This window comes from Kitasatospora dryopteridis, assembly GCF_050749075.1.
Taxonomy (GTDB): domain Bacteria; phylum Actinomycetota; class Actinomycetes; order Streptomycetales; family Streptomycetaceae; genus Kitasatospora.
Window position 1 is genome coordinate 5,981,451 of sequence record NZ_CP192749.1, and the last position, 18,433, is coordinate 5,999,883.

17 protein-coding genes are annotated in these 18,433 nt (G+C 71.7%); 4 read left to right on the forward strand and 13 right to left on the reverse strand.

All coding sequences use genetic code 11. The annotated features are described in order from the left end of the window. Window positions 1-21 precede the first annotated feature (21 nt). The 12 genes from ACQ614_RS26980 to ACQ614_RS27035 all read right to left on the reverse strand — a co-directional run bounded on the left by ACQ614_RS26980 (window position 22) and on the right by ACQ614_RS27035 (window position 12,342). Window positions 22-846 carry an alpha/beta fold hydrolase gene (locus tag ACQ614_RS26980; RefSeq protein WP_431681316.1) on the reverse strand — a complete coding sequence of 275 codons (825 nt, stop codon included), beginning with the start codon at window positions 844-846 and terminating at the stop codon, window positions 22-24. A gap of 229 nt (window positions 847-1,075) precedes the next feature. Continuing rightward, window positions 1,076-2,305, reverse strand: coding sequence for an MFS transporter (locus tag ACQ614_RS26985; protein WP_431681317.1), 1,230 nt, complete (start codon window positions 2,303-2,305; stop codon window positions 1,076-1,078). Then, a complete protein-coding gene (locus ACQ614_RS26990; protein ID WP_431681319.1) occupies window positions 2,289-3,269 on the reverse strand; it encodes a TauD/TfdA family dioxygenase in 981 nt (326 codons plus the stop codon). Before ACQ614_RS26990 ends, ACQ614_RS26985 begins: the two co-directional genes overlap by 17 nt. Before the next feature lie 192 nt (window positions 3,270-3,461). Next, window positions 3,462-4,712, reverse strand: a complete 1,251-nt coding sequence (locus tag ACQ614_RS26995) for an ATP-grasp domain-containing protein (RefSeq protein ID WP_431681320.1) — start codon at window positions 4,710-4,712, stop codon at window positions 3,462-3,464. Window positions 4,713-4,767: 55 nt separating this feature from the next. Beyond that, entirely contained in the window at window positions 4,768-5,778 is a 1,011-nt protein-coding gene (locus ACQ614_RS27000; RefSeq protein ID WP_431681321.1) for an isopenicillin N synthase family dioxygenase, read from the reverse strand. Window positions 5,779-5,792: 14 nt separating this feature from the next. Further along, a complete protein-coding gene (gene folE, locus ACQ614_RS27005) occupies window positions 5,793-6,386 on the reverse strand; it encodes a GTP cyclohydrolase I (protein ID WP_431681322.1) in 594 nt (197 codons plus the stop codon). 3 nt (window positions 6,387-6,389) lie between these two features. After that, complete coding sequence (locus tag ACQ614_RS27010; protein WP_431681323.1) at window positions 6,390-7,118, reverse strand: 7-carboxy-7-deazaguanine synthase QueE; 729 nt, start codon at window positions 7,116-7,118, stop codon at window positions 6,390-6,392. Between the two features lie 51 nt (window positions 7,119-7,169). Then, window positions 7,170-7,535, reverse strand: coding sequence for a 6-pyruvoyl trahydropterin synthase family protein (locus tag ACQ614_RS27015; protein WP_431681325.1), 366 nt, complete (start codon window positions 7,533-7,535; stop codon window positions 7,170-7,172). After that, window positions 7,532-8,212, reverse strand: coding sequence for a 7-cyano-7-deazaguanine synthase (locus ACQ614_RS27020; RefSeq protein WP_431681326.1), 681 nt, complete (start codon window positions 8,210-8,212; stop codon window positions 7,532-7,534). Before ACQ614_RS27020 ends, ACQ614_RS27015 begins: the two co-directional genes overlap by 4 nt. 34 nt (window positions 8,213-8,246) lie before the next feature. Then, on the reverse strand, window positions 8,247-9,506 hold the full coding sequence (locus ACQ614_RS27025) for an ATP-grasp domain-containing protein (protein ID WP_431681327.1): 1,260 nt from the start codon (window positions 9,504-9,506) through the stop codon (window positions 8,247-8,249). 35 nt (window positions 9,507-9,541) lie between these two features. Continuing rightward, window positions 9,542-10,777 (reverse strand): ATP-grasp domain-containing protein, encoded by a 1,236-nt coding sequence (locus tag ACQ614_RS27030; RefSeq protein WP_431681328.1) that lies wholly within the window; start codon window positions 10,775-10,777, stop codon window positions 9,542-9,544. Window positions 10,778-10,833: 56 nt separating this feature from the next. After that, window positions 10,834-12,342, reverse strand: coding sequence for a Rieske 2Fe-2S domain-containing protein (locus ACQ614_RS27035; RefSeq protein WP_431681329.1), 1,509 nt, complete (start codon window positions 12,340-12,342; stop codon window positions 10,834-10,836). A 701-nt stretch (window positions 12,343-13,043) separates the two neighbouring features. On the opposite strand from ACQ614_RS27035, the gene ACQ614_RS27040 reads away from it, so the two are divergent. The 4 genes from ACQ614_RS27040 (at window position 13,044) to ACQ614_RS27055 (ending at window position 17,436) form a co-directional block, all read left to right on the forward strand. Next, window positions 13,044-14,258 carry a helix-turn-helix domain-containing protein gene (locus ACQ614_RS27040; RefSeq protein ID WP_431681330.1) on the forward strand — a complete coding sequence of 405 codons (1,215 nt, stop codon included), beginning with the start codon at window positions 13,044-13,046 and terminating at the stop codon, window positions 14,256-14,258. Window positions 14,259-14,520: 262 nt separating this feature from the next. After that, window positions 14,521-16,038, forward strand: a complete 1,518-nt coding sequence (locus ACQ614_RS27045) for a phytoene desaturase family protein (protein WP_431681331.1) — start codon at window positions 14,521-14,523, stop codon at window positions 16,036-16,038. Beyond that, complete coding sequence (locus ACQ614_RS27050) at window positions 16,035-16,820, forward strand: fatty acid desaturase family protein (protein ID WP_431681332.1); 786 nt, start codon at window positions 16,035-16,037, stop codon at window positions 16,818-16,820. Before ACQ614_RS27045 ends, ACQ614_RS27050 begins: the two co-directional genes overlap by 4 nt. Further along, the gene (locus ACQ614_RS27055) at window positions 16,813-17,436 is read left to right on the forward strand and encodes a TetR/AcrR family transcriptional regulator (RefSeq protein WP_431681333.1); all 624 of its coding nucleotides are present in this window, start codon (window positions 16,813-16,815) and stop codon (window positions 17,434-17,436) included. The genes ACQ614_RS27050 and ACQ614_RS27055 overlap by 8 nt, the downstream gene beginning before the upstream one ends. A gap of 53 nt (window positions 17,437-17,489) precedes the next feature. Here ACQ614_RS27055 and ACQ614_RS27060 read toward each other — a convergent pair whose 3' ends face one another. After that, window positions 17,490-17,960: a hypothetical protein gene (locus ACQ614_RS27060; RefSeq protein WP_431681335.1), complete on the reverse strand. Its 471-nt coding sequence runs from the start codon at window positions 17,958-17,960 to the stop codon at window positions 17,490-17,492. Between the last annotated feature and the right edge of the window lie 473 nt (window positions 17,961-18,433).

Here is an 18,433-nt window from a genome sequence, read left to right on the forward strand (position 1 = left end):
GGCGCCGCGGCGGGTGTCCGGCTACGACGCCGTGAATGCCCGGACGATCCCCGCGACCAGGGCGGGATCCGTCCGGTGGGCGATGTGCGCGTGACCGTCGAGCACCCGGACGCGGGCGCGGGGGAGGGCCTCGGCGGCCTCGGCGGTGGCCTGCTTGAGCGATGGCGGGCTCTGCGAGCCCGACAGCAGCAGCGTCGGTGCCGCGACGGCGTCGAACCGGCCCGGCCGGTACACCCAGCCCTCCTCGGCGCGGGCCTCCCGCGCGACGGTCGGCGCCACGGCGACCCGGCCCGCCCACTCGGGGCCCGCGCGCATGGCGTCGATCCGGTCGTCGGTGAACTCGAGTACGTCCCGGAGCGCCAGGACGATCGCGCCCTCGTCGTCGCCTTCGGCGAGCGTCTGTTCGAGCCTGTCGATCCAGCCCTCCGGGTAGGCGAGCCCGAGGCTGGGTTCGTACAGCACCAGGTGGCCGATGTTCGTGGTGAGTGCAGCCCCGCCCATCGCCAGACCCGCGCCGTACGAGTGGCCCCACAGGGCCACCGGCCCGCCGGTCCGCGCGGCGACCGCGTCCACGACGGCAGCGACGTCCTCGAACTCCCGCTCGATCGCGTACGCGGCTCCGACGGCGTCGCTGCTCGCCCCGAAGCCCCGGCGGTCCATCGAGAAGGTGGCGGTGTCCGAACGCAGTTCCGCCACGAGCGCGGCGGAGACCGTGTGGTCCTGCAGCGAGCCGTGGACCATCACCAGCGCCGGCCCCTCGCCCTCGGCCCAAACCGCGAGCACCGTCCCGTCCGGTGAGCGGACCTCGAACCGCTCGATCGCGGTGGTCGTGACCATGCTGTTCATCGCCGCACCTCCTGCCCTCATCGCCTCGGACGACACCACCAGACTCGCCCGACGGCCGGCACGTGCGCATCGGTAGCTCTGCCCATTCCGGGCGCCGCCGCAGTGCGGGCCGCCGGCGCCGAGGGTCAGGAGGTCGCGGCGCTCACGTGCTCCTGCAGCAGCCGGTCGCACTCCGCCCGGACGGAGTCGACCAGGGTGTCGGGCACCGGTCGCGCGGACTCGTCGAACTTCACGAATCCGGTGCGCTGGAAGCGGTCGGCGCGGCGGCGGCTCTCCAGCCGGTTGCGGCGGCCAGCAGGGCGATGGCCGGCACGAACAGCAGTGCCGTGCTACCGCCGTTCACGACGGCGAGGTGGGCGAAGACCGCAGCGCCCAGGGCGCCGCCCGCCTGGTCGAGGCTGCTGAGCCAGGCCATGGTCTCGGTTACCGTGCCGTCGGGTGCGAGGTCCCCGCCCACCGTCCGCAGCGTCCCGAAGACGGAACCGATCAGCAGCCCGGCCACCGGGCAGACCAGCAGGACCGCCTGCGGCGAGAACCGGGCGGCCAGTGCCAGCACGCCGGTGCCCAGTGCGAAGAGGCCGAGGAGGACGGAGACCCTCGGCCCGCGGGACAGCCATGCCGGTGCCGCGCCGAGGGCGAGGCTTCCGAGGGTGCTGCCCACCGACATCACCCCCAGGTACAGGCCGGCGTACGAGGCCGCGTGGTTCTGCTGGGCGTAGATCGGCAGCACGACGTCGACGGCGGTGAGCGATACGACGAACAGCGCGTCCGCGGCCATCAGGCGGCGCAGCGGCGCGGACGCCAGCGGCCCCAGCCAGTGCCCGGGCCGGCCCGGGCTGCGGGCGGGCGGGGTGTTGACCAGCGGGGCGACCGCGCCGGCCGTCAGGACCGCGACGACCGCGAACGGTGCGACACCCGAGACCGACAGGCTGAGCCAGCCGGCCAGCACCGGGCCGATGACCAGTGCGGCGCCCATCATGGTCGAGTCGAGCGCCATGGCAGTGGCCAGCACCCGTGCATCGGCGACCGTGTGCCATATCGACCGCATCATGGCGGTGACCGGCGGGGTGGTGGCTCCCAGCGCCGCGGCCAGCGCCACGACGGCGGTGTCGGACCCGTGGGCGCGTACCTGCAGGACCAGCAGGACCGTGGATCCGAGGTACCCGGCCAGCAAGCTGGGCAGAACGGCTCGCGGCGAGTACCGGTCGACGAACCGGCCGCGCAGCGGGGCGGTCACGCCCTGGCCGATCATGAAGCTGCTCACCGCCAGCCCCGCCGTGCCGTACGAGTAGTCCCGGCCGACCAGCAGCAGCAGGCTGAGCAGGACCATGCTGGGCGGCAGCTTCGACGCCATGCTGATCGCCGCGATCCGCCAGAAGCCGGGGACGCGCATCAGCTCGCGGTAGCCGGCCGGCGGCCGGTGCGGTTCGGCGGTCTGCGTCTCAGGAGGCGAGGACATGGCCGTCCCCGGGTCGCAGTGCCCGTGAGCGGTGCAGGTCCGCCGCCACGAAGGTGCGCTGCAGCCAGCGGTCCCGTCCGTCGTAGCGCGGGCGGAAGGCCGAACGGCCGTGCACGGTGACCCTGTTGTCCACGACGGCGAGGTCCCCGGGGAGCAGCCGGACCGCGTTGTAGGAGTTCTGGAACAGGTCGCCGAGTTCGGCCATGGCTGCAGCGGCCTGCCGGGTCAGCGGTTTCGTCGCGGCCTCGTCGACGCGCAGCACCGGGTCCTCCGGGCTGCCGATCAGGACGGCGTGCGGCCGGCCTTCCCGCCCCGAACCGAACGACGGCGGAGGGGCGGTGACGAAGTGCGGCCCGCGCAGCGTGCGCAGAGTCGCCTCGCTCAGGTCGGGCAGCACCTGGCGGGCGGAGCAGGTGCGCAGTTCGGCGCTCCCGTCGTGGTCCGCGCGCAGGCACAGCAGCATCACGTAGTCCGGCCGGTGGTCGTGGAATGCGTTCTCCACGTGGAAGGTGAGCCGGGTCGAGCCGGCGTTGCCCTGGAATTCCTCCTGCCCGGGGACCGGGACCACGTCCTGCACCAGCGCGCCGGACTTCTCCTGCTGGAAGGCGATCGGGTCGCCGAGCCCGTGGGCGGCCAGCATCAGGACGGCGGCCGGCACGGAGGCCGTGCGCTGGACGGAGCCGCCGACGACGGGTGTGTCCGGGATTCCGTGTTCGTCGGCCACCGGCAGGCCGCGTATCAGGAGTGTGCCCGACGGCCCGGAGTCGCGCCTGAACTCTGCGAGAGTGCTGCGTAGTTGCTCCGGGGCGCCGGCCCACGCCTGCCGGGCGGCGCGGATCCATTCCCGGCTGTCGATCCGGCCCCCGGCCACGCTGCGCAGGTCTTCGGCGAGCTGTTTCAACGCGCTTGCCGTGCAGGCGTCCACCTGGACGGGGTCGGGATGCGTCAAGGGTGCGAGTGTCATGCTGCTGTTCCTCTTGCGTCGCGAAGGTCGGATGCCGATGTCGGACACCCGATGCCGGATGCCGATGTCGGGTTGCGAACATCCCCTGCGAGTGGGCGGGTTGGCGGGTCGGACGGGTGCGCAGGCCCCGGCCGCCCTGCCCCGGTGCGAGGCCCGGGGCAGGGGGCAGGGGGAGGGCCTGGGGGGACTCCGTCAGGCTGCCGGGTCCGGCACGATCTCCAGCCGGACGATCTCCCGGATCTCGGCGAGCACGCGGACGACCGCGTCCTGGTCGGGGCCGGAGACCCAGGCGCCGAACGGGATGGTCTTGGTGTCCGTGGTGAGCGGCACGTGGTCTCCCGGCTCGTAGGAGACCAGGACCTTGTCGACACCGGGGTGGTTGCGGATCTGCTCCAGGCCGTGCACGGCCACGAGGGTGCCCGGGGCGTCGTCGTTGCGGACGGCGCTCGCGCCGAAGACGGCGCGGCTGTTGATCGGCCTGTCCATGACGGCGGGACGCTTCCCGAGGTAGCACTCCAGCGCGTCGTGGAACGGCCGGATGTCGGTGAAGTTCGACCACTGGTCGGTGGCCGGGCCGCCGGGGAGCCGGGCCGCGGTCTCCATCAGGTAGACGCCGTCGGCGTTGACCTTCACCTCGGTGTGGCTGGGGCCGCGGTGCACGCCGAACGCGGTGAGCACGTCCTCGACGTACGCCTCGACCCTGGCCCAGTCCCGGTCCTCCCGGACGGCCTGGACGTTGTCCCAGAGCGGGAAGTCGTAGTCCCGGTCGTCGGGCTGCCGGTACTCCCACATGTCCAGCACCCGGTGCTCGCCGTCGCTGCTGAAGGCGTTGACCGCGAACTCGCGTCCCCGGACGTACTCCTCGACCAGCCACTCCTCGACCGGCCAGCCCCACATGTCGACCGTCTCCACGGCCCGGTAGTTGCGCGCGGCCTCGCTGTCGTTCACCAGCGTGGTGCCCAGCGAGCCGGCGCCCATGGTCTGCTTCACGATGACCGGGTAGCCGATGCTCTCGGCGGCCTCCAGCACCTCGGACGGGTCCTTCACCAGCCGGAAGGCCGGGATGCGGATGCCGGCGGCGGCCGCGTGCTCGCGCATGGCGACCTTGTTGCGCCGGGCCCAGGCGAGCGTGAGGTCGTTCCCGGGCAGGCCGAGTTCGTGCGCGACGACGTCGGTGAGGTGGACGGCGGACTCCATCGCCGGGACGACGGCCCTGATCTCGAAGTCGAGCCCGGCCAGTGCGGCCAGCAGCTCGGGAGCCTCGAGATTGAAGAGCGAGACGTCGTCGCCCGCGGAGTGGTTCGGCCAGGTGGCGTTCAACTCGCCGGGCTCGTTGGTGTAGAGGGACACGACGGCCAGCCCCATGTCCCGGGCGGCCTGCTTGTATCCCACCCCGATGTTCACCGGGTCGATCAGCAGGACGGCCGGCTTGCGGTCGTTCAACTGCTCTGCTCCTTCCTGTGGACGGTGCTGCCCGGCCGGCGGCCGGCGGTGTGCCTCACCGGCCGGCCGGCGCGAGCAGGTCGGGGTGGTGGCGGGCGACGAGCTCGGGGAACCCCCGCTGCAGCCCCTTCATGACGTTCTCGCCGTAGCACGCGAACAGCGGGTTGTCCGGGTCGTGGACGACCCCGCCCGCGGCGGAGACGTAGGGGCTCGGCAGCGGCTGCATCGACGCCTCCAGCCGGGGGCTGAAGAAGAACGGCGCGGAGTAGCGGTCGACGCCGGGCGCAGGGCGGACCACCCGGTGGACGGTGGCCCGGAGGTAGCCGCGGGTGGCGACCTCGAGCAGTTCGCCGAGGTTCACCACGAACGCCCCCGGCACCACCGGGACGTCGACGAACCGGCCGTCGTCGACGGCGACCTGCAGACCGCCCTTGTCGTCCTGCAGCAGCAGGGTGAGCAGGCCGAGGTCCTTGTGGATTCCCGCGCCCTGGCCCTCGGCGTCGTCCGCGCCGGCGGCCGGGCCCGGGTAGTGCAGCAGCTTGAAGTGGACCTGCGGGTCGGGGTCCACCACCGCGTCCAGGAAGTCGGCGGGCGTCTCGAGCGCCTCCAGGAGGAGCCGGAGCAGCCGGTGCGAGACCTCGGTCAGCCGGCTCATCCAGTCCAGTACGGCGGGGCGCAGGGCCGGCAGTTCGGCCGGCCACTGGTTGGGGCCGACCAGCCGGAGGTAGGCGGGGTCGCCGGGGCCCGGTGCGCCCGGCCGCTCGGGGCCGACGTCCAGTTGCTGGCGCAGGTCCGGGATGCCGCGGGTGCGCTCCCGGCCGAGCTGCGAATATCCGCGGAAGTGCGGGGAGTCCAGGATGTCGAGGGCCTCGCGGCTCTTCTGCGGCAGGGCGAAGAACTCGCGGGCCAGGTCGAGCAGTTCGGCCGAGCCGTCGACGCCGTGGCCGACCAGCTGGAAGAAGCCGGTGTCGTGGGCGGCTGCGCGCAGCCGGTCCAGGAACTCGGCGCGCGCCTGCGGGCCCCGTTCGGTGTCCCGGAGGTCGAGTACGGGAAACATGTCGGACATGGGGTGCCTTTCGGTCAGGCTCCGCGGAGGAGGGTGAACAGCTCGGAGCGGGCGGGGCCCTCCTCGGCGAAGGCTCCGTTGAAGGAGCTGGAGGTCATCCGGGCGGCGGTCCTGATGCCGCGCATGGTCATGCACAGGTGCTCGCCGTGGCCGATGACGGCGACGTCCTCCGCGCCGGTGATCCGCATGATGTCGTTCGCGATGTCCGAGACCAGGCGCTCCTGGACCTGCAGCCTGTGCGCGTGCCGGTGTGCGATCCGGGCGAACTTGGACAGGCCGAGCAGCCGGTCTGCGGGCCGGTAGGCGATGGACAGCGTGCAGTTGAACGGCAGCAGGTGGTGCTCGCACAGCGACCACACCTCGATGCCGGAGACCAGTACGAGCTGGCCGGTGGAGGTCGCCTCGAACAGCGTCTCGATGGTGCCGGGGTCGTAGTCGGTGAACTCCCGCCACCAGCGGGCATAGCGCGCCGGGGTGTCCTTGAGTCCGTCGCGGGTCACGTCCTCGCCGATCTCCGTCAGCAGCAGGCGTGCGAGATCCTCCAGGGGATCCGTGCCGGTCGTGTCGACGAGGTCCAGGAGCCGGTCGTCGACCTGTGTGTTGAACATTGCTCAGACACCCCTTTTGTGTCCCCAGACCAGGGTGTGCAGCCTGGTCGTGATGTTCCAGCCCCGGTCGATGACCTCGGGGACCAGATCTTCCATGTGCTTGTCGATCGCCTCGCGGCTCTGCCCCTCCGGCATGACCCAGACCGAGGCGATCCCGAACTGCTGGACGAGCTCGGCGACCTCGTCCAGGTCCGTCGTGCTCTCGCAGACGAACTTGAAGGTGCTGGACGGCAGTTCGGCCATCCTGCGGAGTGCGCGCGGGACGATCCGGCGTGCCGCGGGGTCTCCGGCGTGCGAGAGCTTCGGTGAGATGTTGAAGCGCACGCCGGCCTCGATCAGGCGGTCGTCGGGCACCCGCGTGCCGTTGGTCTCGACCTCGATCTCGATGCCCCGGCCGGTCAGCCGGTCGACCAGCGGCACCAGCCGCTGCTGCTGGCTCAGCGGCTCTCCGCCGGAGATCACCACCAGGTCGACGCCGTAGTCGAGCAGCTTCTCCGCGACCGCGCCGACGGGCATCGACCGGAGTTCGACCTTGGGGTCGTACTTCACCCCCGCGTCGCTCCGGCCCGTCCAGTCCCAGGTGTACGGGGTGTCGCACCAGTGGCACGCGAGGTTGCAGCCGCCCAGCCGCAGGAAGGCGCAGCGGCGGCCGATCGATCTGCCTTCGCCCTGGAAGGCCGCTAGGTGGGGCCGAAGATCTCGTTGACGACGAGTTCCGGTTCCACTGGGCACCACCTCACTTCCGTATGTCGGGTTGCGGCGTCCGAAGGCCGCAACGGATGGTCAGGGCCGGTACTCGGCCCAGGTCTTCGGCGTCTCGGAGACCCGGACGGCGGTCAGTTCGGGGAACTCCTTCGACCACTGGTCGTAGATCCACACGGCGAGGTTCTCGGCCGACGGGTTCTGCTCCGTGAGCACGTCGTTGAGGTGCCGGTGGTCGAGCCACTCGTCGATCCAGCCCTTGAAGCCGGCGAGCTCGCCGTAGTCGCGGACGAAGCCGGGAGCGGTGAGCCGGTCGCGGGCGGCGCTGAGTTCGAGCTCCACCGCGTAGTTGTGGCCATGCAGCCGGCCGCACTGGTGCCCCTCGGGCAGGCCGTGCAGCTGGTGGCTCGCCGAGAAGGCGAACTGCTTGGTGATGCGCAGGGTCATGACTTCTTCTCCTGGTAGGTGGTCGGGTCGTTGACGGCGGCGCCGGCGAAGGCGTCCTGCCGCTCCCAGCAGGACGCGCAGCGCCCGCAGTGGATCTCGCCGCCGCGGAAGCAGGTCCAGGTGCGGGTCCAGTCCACGCCGAGCTCTTCGCCCAGCAGGACCACGCCGCTCTTGTCCATGCCTGCCAGCGGGGCGAGCAGGGTGAGGTCGGGGTGTGCGTATCCCCGGGTGGCGATCCGCTCCATGGCGTCGAAGGCCTCGAGGAAGGCGGGGGTGCTGTCGGGCACCGAGGCGACGTCGCCGGCCATCACGCCGATGGCGACGGCCTCGGCCTGCTCCACGACGGCGATCGCGTAGGCGGCGGCGAGCAGCAGGGCGTTGCGGTTGGGGACAATGTTGGGGCTCTCGCCGTAGGTGTTCCAGGTCTGCTCGGGCACGTCGACCGAGGGGTCGGTGAGCGAGGAGCCGTGGAACATGGCACCCAGGGCGCTCAGATCGGCGACCTGGTGCACCGCACCGAGCCGTTCGGCCGCCTCGGCCGCGTAGTCGTGCTCCTTGCGGTGGCGCTGGCCGTAGTCGACGGACAGCAGCTGGAGCTCGTTGCCCTGCTCCTTGAGGTGGTGCGCCATGGTGACGGAGTCCATGCCGCCCGAGACGACGGCGATGATTTTGGACATGTGCGTGGTGTTCCTTCGGAGTTCGAGGCAGCGGTCAGGACAGCGGGGTGCCGTGCACGGTCACCGCGGCGGCTGCCTGCTCCAGTGCTGCCGCGCAGGTCTTCTCGCTGTCGGACGTCGCGATGACGAGGGCGTAGCGGCACCGGGCGTAGTCGACCGGGGGGAGTCGCAGCGGGGTGCCCGGCTCCACCAGCGGTTGCAGCTCGTGGATCTCGGACGGCAGCCGGCCGTGGTCGATCTCGATGGATTCGACCGTGAGGTCGTGGTGGGGATAGAGGAACCGGACGGCGGCCGTGGTCGAGCGCGTCGGCGTGGTGTCCGGTACGGCCCCGCATGCGAGGTCCGCCGCCACCAGCCCGGTCTCGACGCCGGTGGCGAGCCGGCCCAGGTAGGGGATCCGGTCCCCGCCGATCCGGGCGTTGATCTCGACGACCCGCGGACCGGTGGCCGTCAGGCGCAGCTCGGTGTGCGTCACCGTGTCGGTCAGTCCGACGGCGGTGTGCGCGTCCTGCAGCACCTTCAGCAGGGCCTCGTCGTGCAGCAGCGCGTCGTCGGCCCGGACGGTGTGGCCGACCTCCTCGAAGCCGGGCGCGTAGCCGAGCTCCTTGCGGGCCACGAACAGCGCGGTGACCTGCCCGTCGCGGCAGAGCGCCTCGACGCTGATCTCCGGGCCGTCCAGGAACTCCTCGATGAGGGTGGGGCGCTCAAAGGCCGGCACCTCGTCGAACCAGATCCTGCCCGCCTCCAGGTAGGCCGCCTCCAGTTGCTCCGGCCCTGCCACCAGCGTCACTCCGCAACTTGCGGACAGTGCACGCGGTTTGACCACCACCGGGTAGCCGATCCGGGCTGCGGCGGCCCGGGCCTCGGCCAGGTCCGCGACGGCGATCGATTCGGCCTGCGGGACGCCGGCCCGTCCGAGTGCCTCGCGGCCGGTGTACTTGTCCCGGCAGGCGTGCACCGCGGCCGGCGGGCTGGTGCGCAGGCCCAGCGCGGTGGCCAGCGCGGCGGCCGCCTCCACCCGGGTCTCCTCGTACGTCAGCACGCCGGCGAAGCTCTCCCGCCGGCCACGGGCGACGTCCGCCATGGCCTCGGCGTCCAGGGTGTCCACGACGCTGAAGGCGTCGAGGTAGGGCAGCTCCCAGGTGGGAGGCGCGGGGCAGAGCAGGTGCAGCCGGTACCCGGCGCTCATGGACTGCAGGAGGTACTCGCGCCAGATCCGTCCCCCGCTGCCCACCAGCAGCAGGTGCGGTCGTTCGGCGGCCGGTCCGTCCGGGCCGGCGGTCGTCGTGGTCATGCGGCCACCGTTTCTCGGTAGGTGATGGGCGGAGGTCATCGCGCTGCGGGCGCGGCGGGCTGCGGCGGCTCTACCTCGACGGTGAGCCGGGCGACGCCCTCCCGGGCCCGGTGCAGCGCGCTGTCCGCGTCGTCGCCGACCGCGAGCGCCTCGCCGTACCGGTCCTCGGAGCTGCGGATCGGGGCGATGACGTCGCCGACCGCGGCGGAGAGGTCGGCTGCCATCACCCCTTCGACGGCGTCGGCCTCGGCCAGCCCGCCGGCGGCCGTCACCCGGCCCTGCGGGAGCGTGAGGAACCAGATGGCCGCGGCGCCGACCAGGGGCTTGGCCGCCATGTCCACCGGCTGCCCGGACAGCCAGGCGAAGTTGAGCCGGTGGATGTCGTGGCCGGTGGCGAGCCGGAGGAGTTCCACGATCGCGTCGCCGCCCGGGCGGGTGTGGGTCTCGATCAGCCGGGGCCCGCGGGCGGTCAGCATGATCTCGGTGTGCCCCGGGCCCTCCTCCACTCCGAGGGCGGTCAGGACCGCCCGCACTTCGTCCGCGATCGCGTCGCGCTCCTCGGCGCTGATCCGGGCCGGCACCACGTGGCCGATCTCGACGAAGTTCTCCGTCGTGAACTTCTCGGTGACGGCGAGGAGATGGTGCACCCCGGCGGTGCTGTGCGTCTCGACGCTGAACTCCCGGCCCTGGAGGAACTCCTCGACCACCCAGGGCGTCGAGTCGCCGTCGGCGAGCCCCAGCCGTGGCATCGTGCTCTCCAGGGCGGCCCGGTCCGCGACGACGAAGACGTCCTTGCTGGCGCTTCCCAGCGCAGGCTTGACGATCACCGGGAATCCGGTGGACGCGACGAACTCCTGCAGGTCTGCGGGGGTCCGCACCTCGGCTGCCGAGACCTGGCTGACGGCCTTGTCACGCAGGATCTCCCGCATGAGTGCCTTGTCGTTGACCGCGCTCACGGTGCGCAGCGGGTTGGACCCGAGTCCGAGTTCGTGGTTGATCCTCGCCGCGGCCAGGGAATACTGGTCGCCGACCGTGAGGGCCAGGTCGAACGGCACCACCGGGTGCACGGCGAGCGCGAGTTCGACCGCGGTTCCGGGCGCCAGGTCGGGCAGCAGGAACACGGCATCGGCCAGCTCGCGGTGCCGTTCCGTCATCGCCGATTTCGGCCCGGCGAAAATGACGCGGCAGCCGGCCTCGCGGGCCGCCTCGAGTGCCTCCGTACGCCTTCCTCCGATGAGGAGCACGCTCTTGACGACGGAATCTCTGATCACTGGGGGCTCCAAAGCATCAAGACATCAAGTGAACGGTGCCGGTCGGCACGGCGGGTTCAATCGATTTCGCCCGACGGCTCCTCGACGATTCCCGCGAGCTTTTCGTAGGCCTCCTGGAGATGCTCGGGTCGCCCCGCCTGGACGGCCAGGAACCCGCCGATTCCGAACAGCCCGCTCCGCTTCCTGGCGGCGAGCTTCTCCTCGAACTCCGCGCGGGGCATTCCGTCGGTGTAGAGGGACTTTCCGCTGAGCGGAAGCGGAATGCGCACATTGGCCCCGGGGTCGCGCACCGTCCCCGGCGGGTCCTCACCGCGGGCCACCGTCTCGATCGCCTCGAAGTACCTGCGCCTGAGCAGGGTGATTCCGGCGTCGGTGCGCCCGAGTTGCTCGCGGCTGCGGTCGGCGACCGTGCCCTGCCCGACCCACGCCGCGAAGTCCTGGTTCCCGGTGTGCGACATGAGCATCCGCCCGGTTGCCGGGTCGGTCAGCGGGCCGTACCAGTAGGGGACGGCGCCGGTCTCCTGGGCGTCCGTGGAAACGTCGTCCGGCAGCACCGAGTACTGCCAGGTGATGTTCAGGGTGTTGTGGTCGTCCACCGGTACGCGGAACTCGATGGTGTTCCCCGACGCCAGGGTGTAGGGCCACAGGCAGAGGATGCCGCCGTCCTCCACCCTGCTGGTGCCCGCGTACGAGACCTTCGGCGGGACCGCGGGGGTCTCGATCTCGCGGCCGTTGACGAATCCGAACTCGAATTCCAGGAAGTCGATCGACAGGTGGCTCGGGACGTAGACGGGGGCGTCCGGAGCGGTCCGCACGGCATTCCCGTTCAGGTGCAGCCATTCGAAGTGAACGGGGTCCATCCCGTTCTCGTGGCACTGGAACCAGTTGCACGGGAGCCGGGTCATGATGAGCTCGACGAATCCGTGCCGCCAGCCGAAGGGCTCGAAATCCGGTAGCAGCGGCGCCGGGTCCGGCCCCAGGTAGGCCCAGACCAGTCCGCCGAGGGTCGCGGTGGGATAGGAAGCCACCCGGACCTTGTCACGGAATCCCCCGGCCGGGCCCGCTTCCTCGAAAGGCTGGTTGACGCACCGGCCCTCCGAGTCGAAGGCCCAGCCGTGATAGGCACACCGGATGCGGTCGCCGTCGACCCAGCCGGTGCCGAGGTCGGTGCCCCGGTGCGGGCACCCGCGGGAGATCAGGCCGTGGCTTCCGTCCGACTTCCGGAACAGTACGAGATCCTCACCCAGCAGCCTGACGGGCTTGACGCCCTGCTCGCGCAGCTCCGCGATGGGGGCGATCGGATGCCAGTACCTGCGCAGCAGTTCACCCATGGGTGTGCCGGCGCCCACCTCCGTCAGCGTCCGGTTCTTCTCTGCCGACAGCATCGTGATCCCTTTCGTCGCATGGAGAGTGGTGGGGACGTGTGCCGGGGACAGGTGGAGCCCAGCACTCCGGACCGATCCGGCGGCATGGCGCACGTCCGGTCGGTTCGGCGTGAAGGTTCGAATGCCCGTGGCACGCGAGCGCGCTGCGCGCATCGCAGGCCCGGCGCGCAGCGGCGCCACAGCCCGTTGCATCGGGCGGCGCAGTGCCGTGAAGTGAATGACCGTCAGAACAGGTTCTCGGCAGGCAGACGGGCGTCCGTGCATCAGGACGTCGGCTCTTCCGGCATCACGTGGATGCTCGTGCCGCGGTCGAGGATCGTTTCGGGCGCGGGCCCACTTCCACCCAACCGACAGCGGATGGATTCCGCTGCCCCCGCACCCGGGCGGAGCCTCGGGGGGTTCTACGGCTGCGGCCCGGCGGAACGCTCCGCCTGTGGATCGCCGGGCCGCCGTCCCGGACGCGGTGACTGCGTCCGGGCACAACAGTGCAGTCGCATTCGGCGACTTCGGCCCCGGTAGGGCCGGAATGCTAGCTGAGCGGCGCCCGTACGCAGGACAGATGAGGATTGCCGCCGTCGGGCCCCCAGGCCGTCGTGACCGGGCAGCTCTGGCCTGCCGTCGTCCGCTCCGGGCCGGTCCATGCGCTGGATCCCCCGGTGTGCACCACGACCGCACCGATGATCCCGAACCCCAGCGCCGTGACCGCCATCAGGCGTGCGACCCTCTTCTTCACGGGATTCCCCTCCTCATCCTGTCTGGACAACCTCTGCAGGGCGGGCACTTGTGGTGCATCGCCCAGGAAGAACGATCGCATCGCGGGGTGGCGAGCGGGAGGCCGTGAATGTCTCATCTGCGCGCCATGCACGTTCAGGAGGTAATCGGTGGTGAAGGACCCGCTGGACCCGGCAGGGCCGGTGATCGACGAGGCGGCGCTCGCCCTGTACCAGTGGACTCTGGTCAACGGCCCCCTCACCGAACGCCTCCTGCCGCGGGCCGCGAGCGAGACCTGCCTCACGGAAGCCGCCTGCCTCGCCGCTCTCCAGACCTTGGCCGCGGCCCGCCTCCTCAAGCCCGCCGATGCCACGGCAGCCGACGGAGCGGCCTGGCAGGCGGAGAACCCCCAGGCCGCCAGTGCCCAGCTGCTCTCCGACGAGGAGGCCGCCCTCCGCGCCCGCGAGGAGGAGCTCCGCTCGAGGCGGGAGCAACTCCAGTCCCTGCGAGATGAGTTCGCGGCCCTGGTGCCCGTCTACCTGCAGGGGCGCCAACATGCGCACCCGCACGGCACCATCGACCTGGTCACCGACAAGTTCGCCGTCCGGGCGATGCTCGTGGACGCCGTCGGTGCAAGCCGCACCGAGGTCCTGGTCTCCAAGCCCGGAGGCGCGTTCCCGCCCGGCGCCATGCGCGAGGCCCTGCCCCGGGACCTGGAACTCCTGCGCTCCGGCGTACGGATGAGGAATCTCTACCAGCACACCACCCGCTTCGATCCCGCCACGCGCGCCAACGCCGAGCAACTCATCGCCGCCGGCGCCGAGATCCGCACGCTCACCGACACCCTCCCGCAGATGATCATCGTCGACCGGGAGTTGGCCTTCCTCCCCGCGGGCCCCGGCGGTGCCCTGCTGATCAGGGAACCGTCCCTGCTGGCCTTCCTGATCAAGACCTTCGAGCGCGACTGGGAGACGGCCTTCCCCTTCAGCATCGGCCCCCGGGCCGCGCGTGAGATCTCGGAGGACCTCAAGCAGAACATCGTGGTCCTGCTCGCCAACGGCCTCAAGGACGAGGCCATCGCCCGGCGTCTCGGCGTCTCCCTGCGTACCTGCCGGCGCCATGTCTCCGAACTCCTCGAGACGCTCGGCGCCCAGAGCCGCTTCCAGGCCGGTGCCATCGCCGAACGCCTCAACCTGACCAGCGTCTTGTCCGCCGACGACGACCAGCAGCTCGCCAGCCCGCTGCAGGGGTCCGCCGGCTGCGCCCAGTGCGGGCGGGCACTGCCGCCCTCCAGCAGCACCGGCCGCCCCCGCCGCTACTGCTCGCCGCGCTGCCGTTCCCGCGCCCACCGGGCCCAGCAGCGGGACAACCCGGCCGCCGAGTAGGCGACGAAACGAGCGGCCTGCCGGAACGAAACGGCCGCGACGGCTCCGCCGCCCAATACGGGTATTCCTCATAACTGCGGTCAATCCGGGCACCGTGGCGTGACAAAACAGCCCCGGAAACATCCCGGCCGCGGGCGCGACGGCCTCGAGAGGGTGCCGACGCCGTAGCGGGGCGGTCGGCCCGGCCGCTTCCACCTGCCCTCAACTGCATGATTCACACCATCTCTTGACGTTCGTTCAGGCCTGGTCTCATTCTGAACGTATGTTCAGAACGGACGTTCAGACATCCACCCGTGCCGATGTGGCGGTCATCGGCGGAGGCATGGCAGGCATGGCGACCGCGCTACGGCTGCAGGCGGCCGGGCTCTCCACCGTGGTGCTGGAGGCGCACGGGCACGCCGGTGGCTGTGCCGGGTACTACCGCAAGCGGGGCTTCTCCTTCGACGTCGGGGCGACCACGCTGGTGGACTTCGAGGCCGGCGGGGTCGGGGCCGAACTGCTGGAGAGTGTCGGCATCGGCCCGCTGGAGGCGCAGGCGCTGCCGGGATACCGGGCCTTCCTGCCGGACCGCGAGGTGGTGCTGCACCGCGATGCGGACGCCTGGCACGCGGAACGGCTGCGGATGCTCGGCGACACCGAGCGGCACCGCCGCTTCTGGGCGCTGCTGGACCGCCTGGCGGAGACGTTCTGGCGGGCCAGCCGTGCCGGTGTACGGCTGCCGGTGCGCTCGCCCGCGACCGCGTTGCAGGACTTACGGGCGGTCGGTCTCGCGGGGGTGCCGCTCGCCCGCCATCTCAACCGGACGCTCGGGGACGCCCTGCACAGCCACGGCCTTCGCTCCGACGCGCCGCTGGTCGGGCTGCTGAGCATGCTGGTCGAGGACACCGTCCATGCCGGGATCGACGATGCGCCACTGATCAACGCGGCGCTCGGCGTCACCATCCGGGGTGCCGGGCTGAGCCGGCACACCGGCGGCATGCACGGCTTCTGGCGGGTACTGGTGGCGCGTTACCGGGAGCTCGGCGGCTCGCTCCGGGTCGGCTGCGAGGTGTCACGGGTGGACGGCGGCCCGGGTGAGTACCGGCTGGAGACGCGGCAGGGCACGGTCACCGCGGGCCGCCTGGTCTCTGCCGTGCCGGCCGCGACCACGGCGCGGATATGCGCGGGGCTCCCGGTCGCGCGCCGGCTGCGGCCGTACCTGGTGCGGGACGAGAAGGAGATGGGCGGCGCCGTCGTGGTCTTCCTCGGGGTGCCGGAGGAGGAGGTGGCCGGCCAGGAGCTCACCCACCACCAGCTGCTGCAGTCCTACGACCTGCCGCTGGGCGACGGGAACAACATGTTCGTCTCCGTATCCGCACCGGGCGACGAGGTGAGCGCCCCGCCCGGCCACCGGGCCGTGATGATCTCCACCCACACCGAACTCGCCGCCTGGAACGGGATCGACGACGGCGAGTACGCCCTGCGCAAGAAGGAGATCGGCGAGCGGCTGATCGGCCACGCCCGCCGCGCCTACCCGGAGTTGGCACGCCGGGCGGTGTTCGCGCAGACCGGCACACCGCGCAGCTACCAGCGGTTCGGGTTCCGCCCCGGCGGGGCGGTCGGCGGACCCCGCCAACGGCTGCGCAACACCAACCAGTTCGCCGTCCCGCACGACCTGGGCGGTCCGGGCCTCTGGCTGGTCGGCGACTCGACCTGGCCCGGACTGGGCACGGTGGCCTGCGTACTGGGCAGCCGGATCGTCGCCGAGGGCATGCTCCGCGAGAAGGGACACCACCGGTGAACGCACCGACCCTGGCCGAACTCGGCACCGACCTGCTGGTCACCTCGCGCCGCCGCAGGACGGTGGCGCTGGCCCGCCCGTTCGCCGGGGTGCTGCTCTTCGCGGGCGTGGCCCGGGCGGGCTGGTGGTGGCTCACCCCGGTGGTCGCCTTCCTGGTCTTCGTCGCGGTGGTCAACGTCACCCACGACGTGGTGCACCGCACCATCGGACTGTCCGAACGGGCCACCGAGTGGGCGCTGTTCGCAACCGGCCTGGTGCTGCTGGAGAGCGGCCACGCCTACCGGGCCACCCACACCCAGCACCACCGGTACTTCCCGCACCCCGACGACCCCGAGGGCCACCCCGCCGACCTGTCGTTCCTCGGCGCGGTGCTCCACGGACCGGTCTTCCTGGTCCGCCTCTGGTGGTGGTCGTTCCGGCGCGGCAAGGACCGCGGCTGGCTGCTGGCCGAAGCCTCCGCGCCGATCACCGCGCTGGTCGGCGGGATACTGCTCTGGCCTTATGCTCCTGGGGTGTTGACGTACGCGGTGATGGTGATCGTAGGAAGCTGGGTGTATCCGCTGCTGACGGTGTACCTGCCGCACCACGACTACGGCGACACCCCACTGACCAGGACCAGGACGCTGCGGGGGCGGATCGTGCCGGCGCTCTTCCTCGAACTCACCTACCACCTGGAACACCACCTCTACCCCCAGGTGCCCAGCCACCACCTGCCGGAGCTGGCGCGCCGGCTGGAGCCGTACTTCACCGCCAACGGCGTGCAGCCGGTGCGCGTTGTCTGAGACCCGCGGCGCCGACAGCCGGAGCGCCGAGACCAGAACCCGGATCCTGGACGCCACCCTCGCCAGCCTGGTCCGCAACGGCTACGGCGGCACCACCGCCCGGGCGATCGCCCAGCTCGGCGGCTTCGCGCCCGGCGTCATCTACTACCACTTCGCCGACCTGGACGACCTACTGGTGGCGACCCTGGCCCACACCTGCGAGGCGCGGGCCCGCCGCTACCGCACCGAGCTGTCCGGGATCGACCGGGCCGGGCGCGCGGTCGAGCTGCTCCGCGAGCTCTACCGGGAGGACACCGAGGTCGGGCACATCGCCGCCGTCCAGGAGATCTACGCGGGCGCCCGCCCGGGCTCCCGGGCGGCCGACCGGCTGATGACGGAGACCCGCCGCTGGGAGGAACTGGCCGAGGAGGTGCTGACCACCCTGCTGCGCGGCAAGCCGCTGGCCTCCCTGGTCAGGGTCCAGGTGGTGGCGAGCGCAGCCGTGGCGTTCTACCTCGGGATGGAGACGCTGACGCACCTGGACGGCGACCGCTCCCGGCCCGCCCAGCTCTTCGACCAGGCGGCCCGGCTCGCCGCCGTCTTCGACCGGATCCCCCGCCTGCGCCGCCGCGGCTGAGGGGGAGGCGCGGGGCGGCCGGCTGTGGAGCCCGCCGCCCCCGCCGGGTGTCGTCAGCCGCAGTGGGTGGCCAGGGTGCTCTTGTCGGCGACCGCGCGGTTGCTCGGGTCGTCGACCCGGCCGTAGAGCATGATGCACCGGTTCGCCGTGCCGGTGATCTTCGCCGGGCCCGCGTACCAGGTGAAGTTGCCGGTGTTCTTGTCCGACCGGTCGTAGTCGCAGAAGTCGCCGGGCTTGGTGCCGGCCACGCACCGGTAGATGTAGACGGCCTGGTACTTGGTCACGCCCGACGCGAAGTGCGTGTCGACGGCGGCGGCACAGTTGGTGCCGCCGTCGGCGCTGCTGTAGTAGAGGTACATCTCGCCGTACTTGGTGCCGGTGCCGCCGTTGGTCTTGAGGTCGTAGGTGTCGACCAGGGTGCCGCTGCAGCCGTACGTCGTCGCGGCGTTCGCCTCCGGGGCGAGGGTGATGCCGCCGAGGAGTACGAGGCCTGCGGCGGCCAGTGCCGAGAGAGTCCTGCGCATGGTGGTGCCTCCGGGGTCTGTGGGGTGTGGTCCGAACACGCACCTTCTATCGCCGCGGGGTAGCGCGCCTGTAGCGGCTCCGGTGGCGGCGGTCGAGCACCGCACCGGCCGGCCGGGCCCAGTGGACATGTACCGCCAGGGCCGGACCGTGCCCCGTCGCGTGCCAGGCGCGCGGCGGGGAGGCGTACGGCTCGGCGATCTGGGGCAGGACCACCGACGGCGTCTGGGTGCCGGACTTCTATGTCCGGACCGGCTCGGACGGCTTCGCGCCGGGCGTGCCCCGCTGCGGCGGCACCTCGCTGGACTCCTCGTCCTTCCCGGCCACCGCCGACCTCGACGGTGCGGGCGTCGGCAGCCCGGCGGCACGTCGAAGCCCCGTCGGGCGAAGGCGACTTGGAAAGGTCACCTGCCCGACGGGGCTTTCGATGCGTATCGCTGCGGCTCCGGCCCGCATCGTCACACCGCCGCTACCT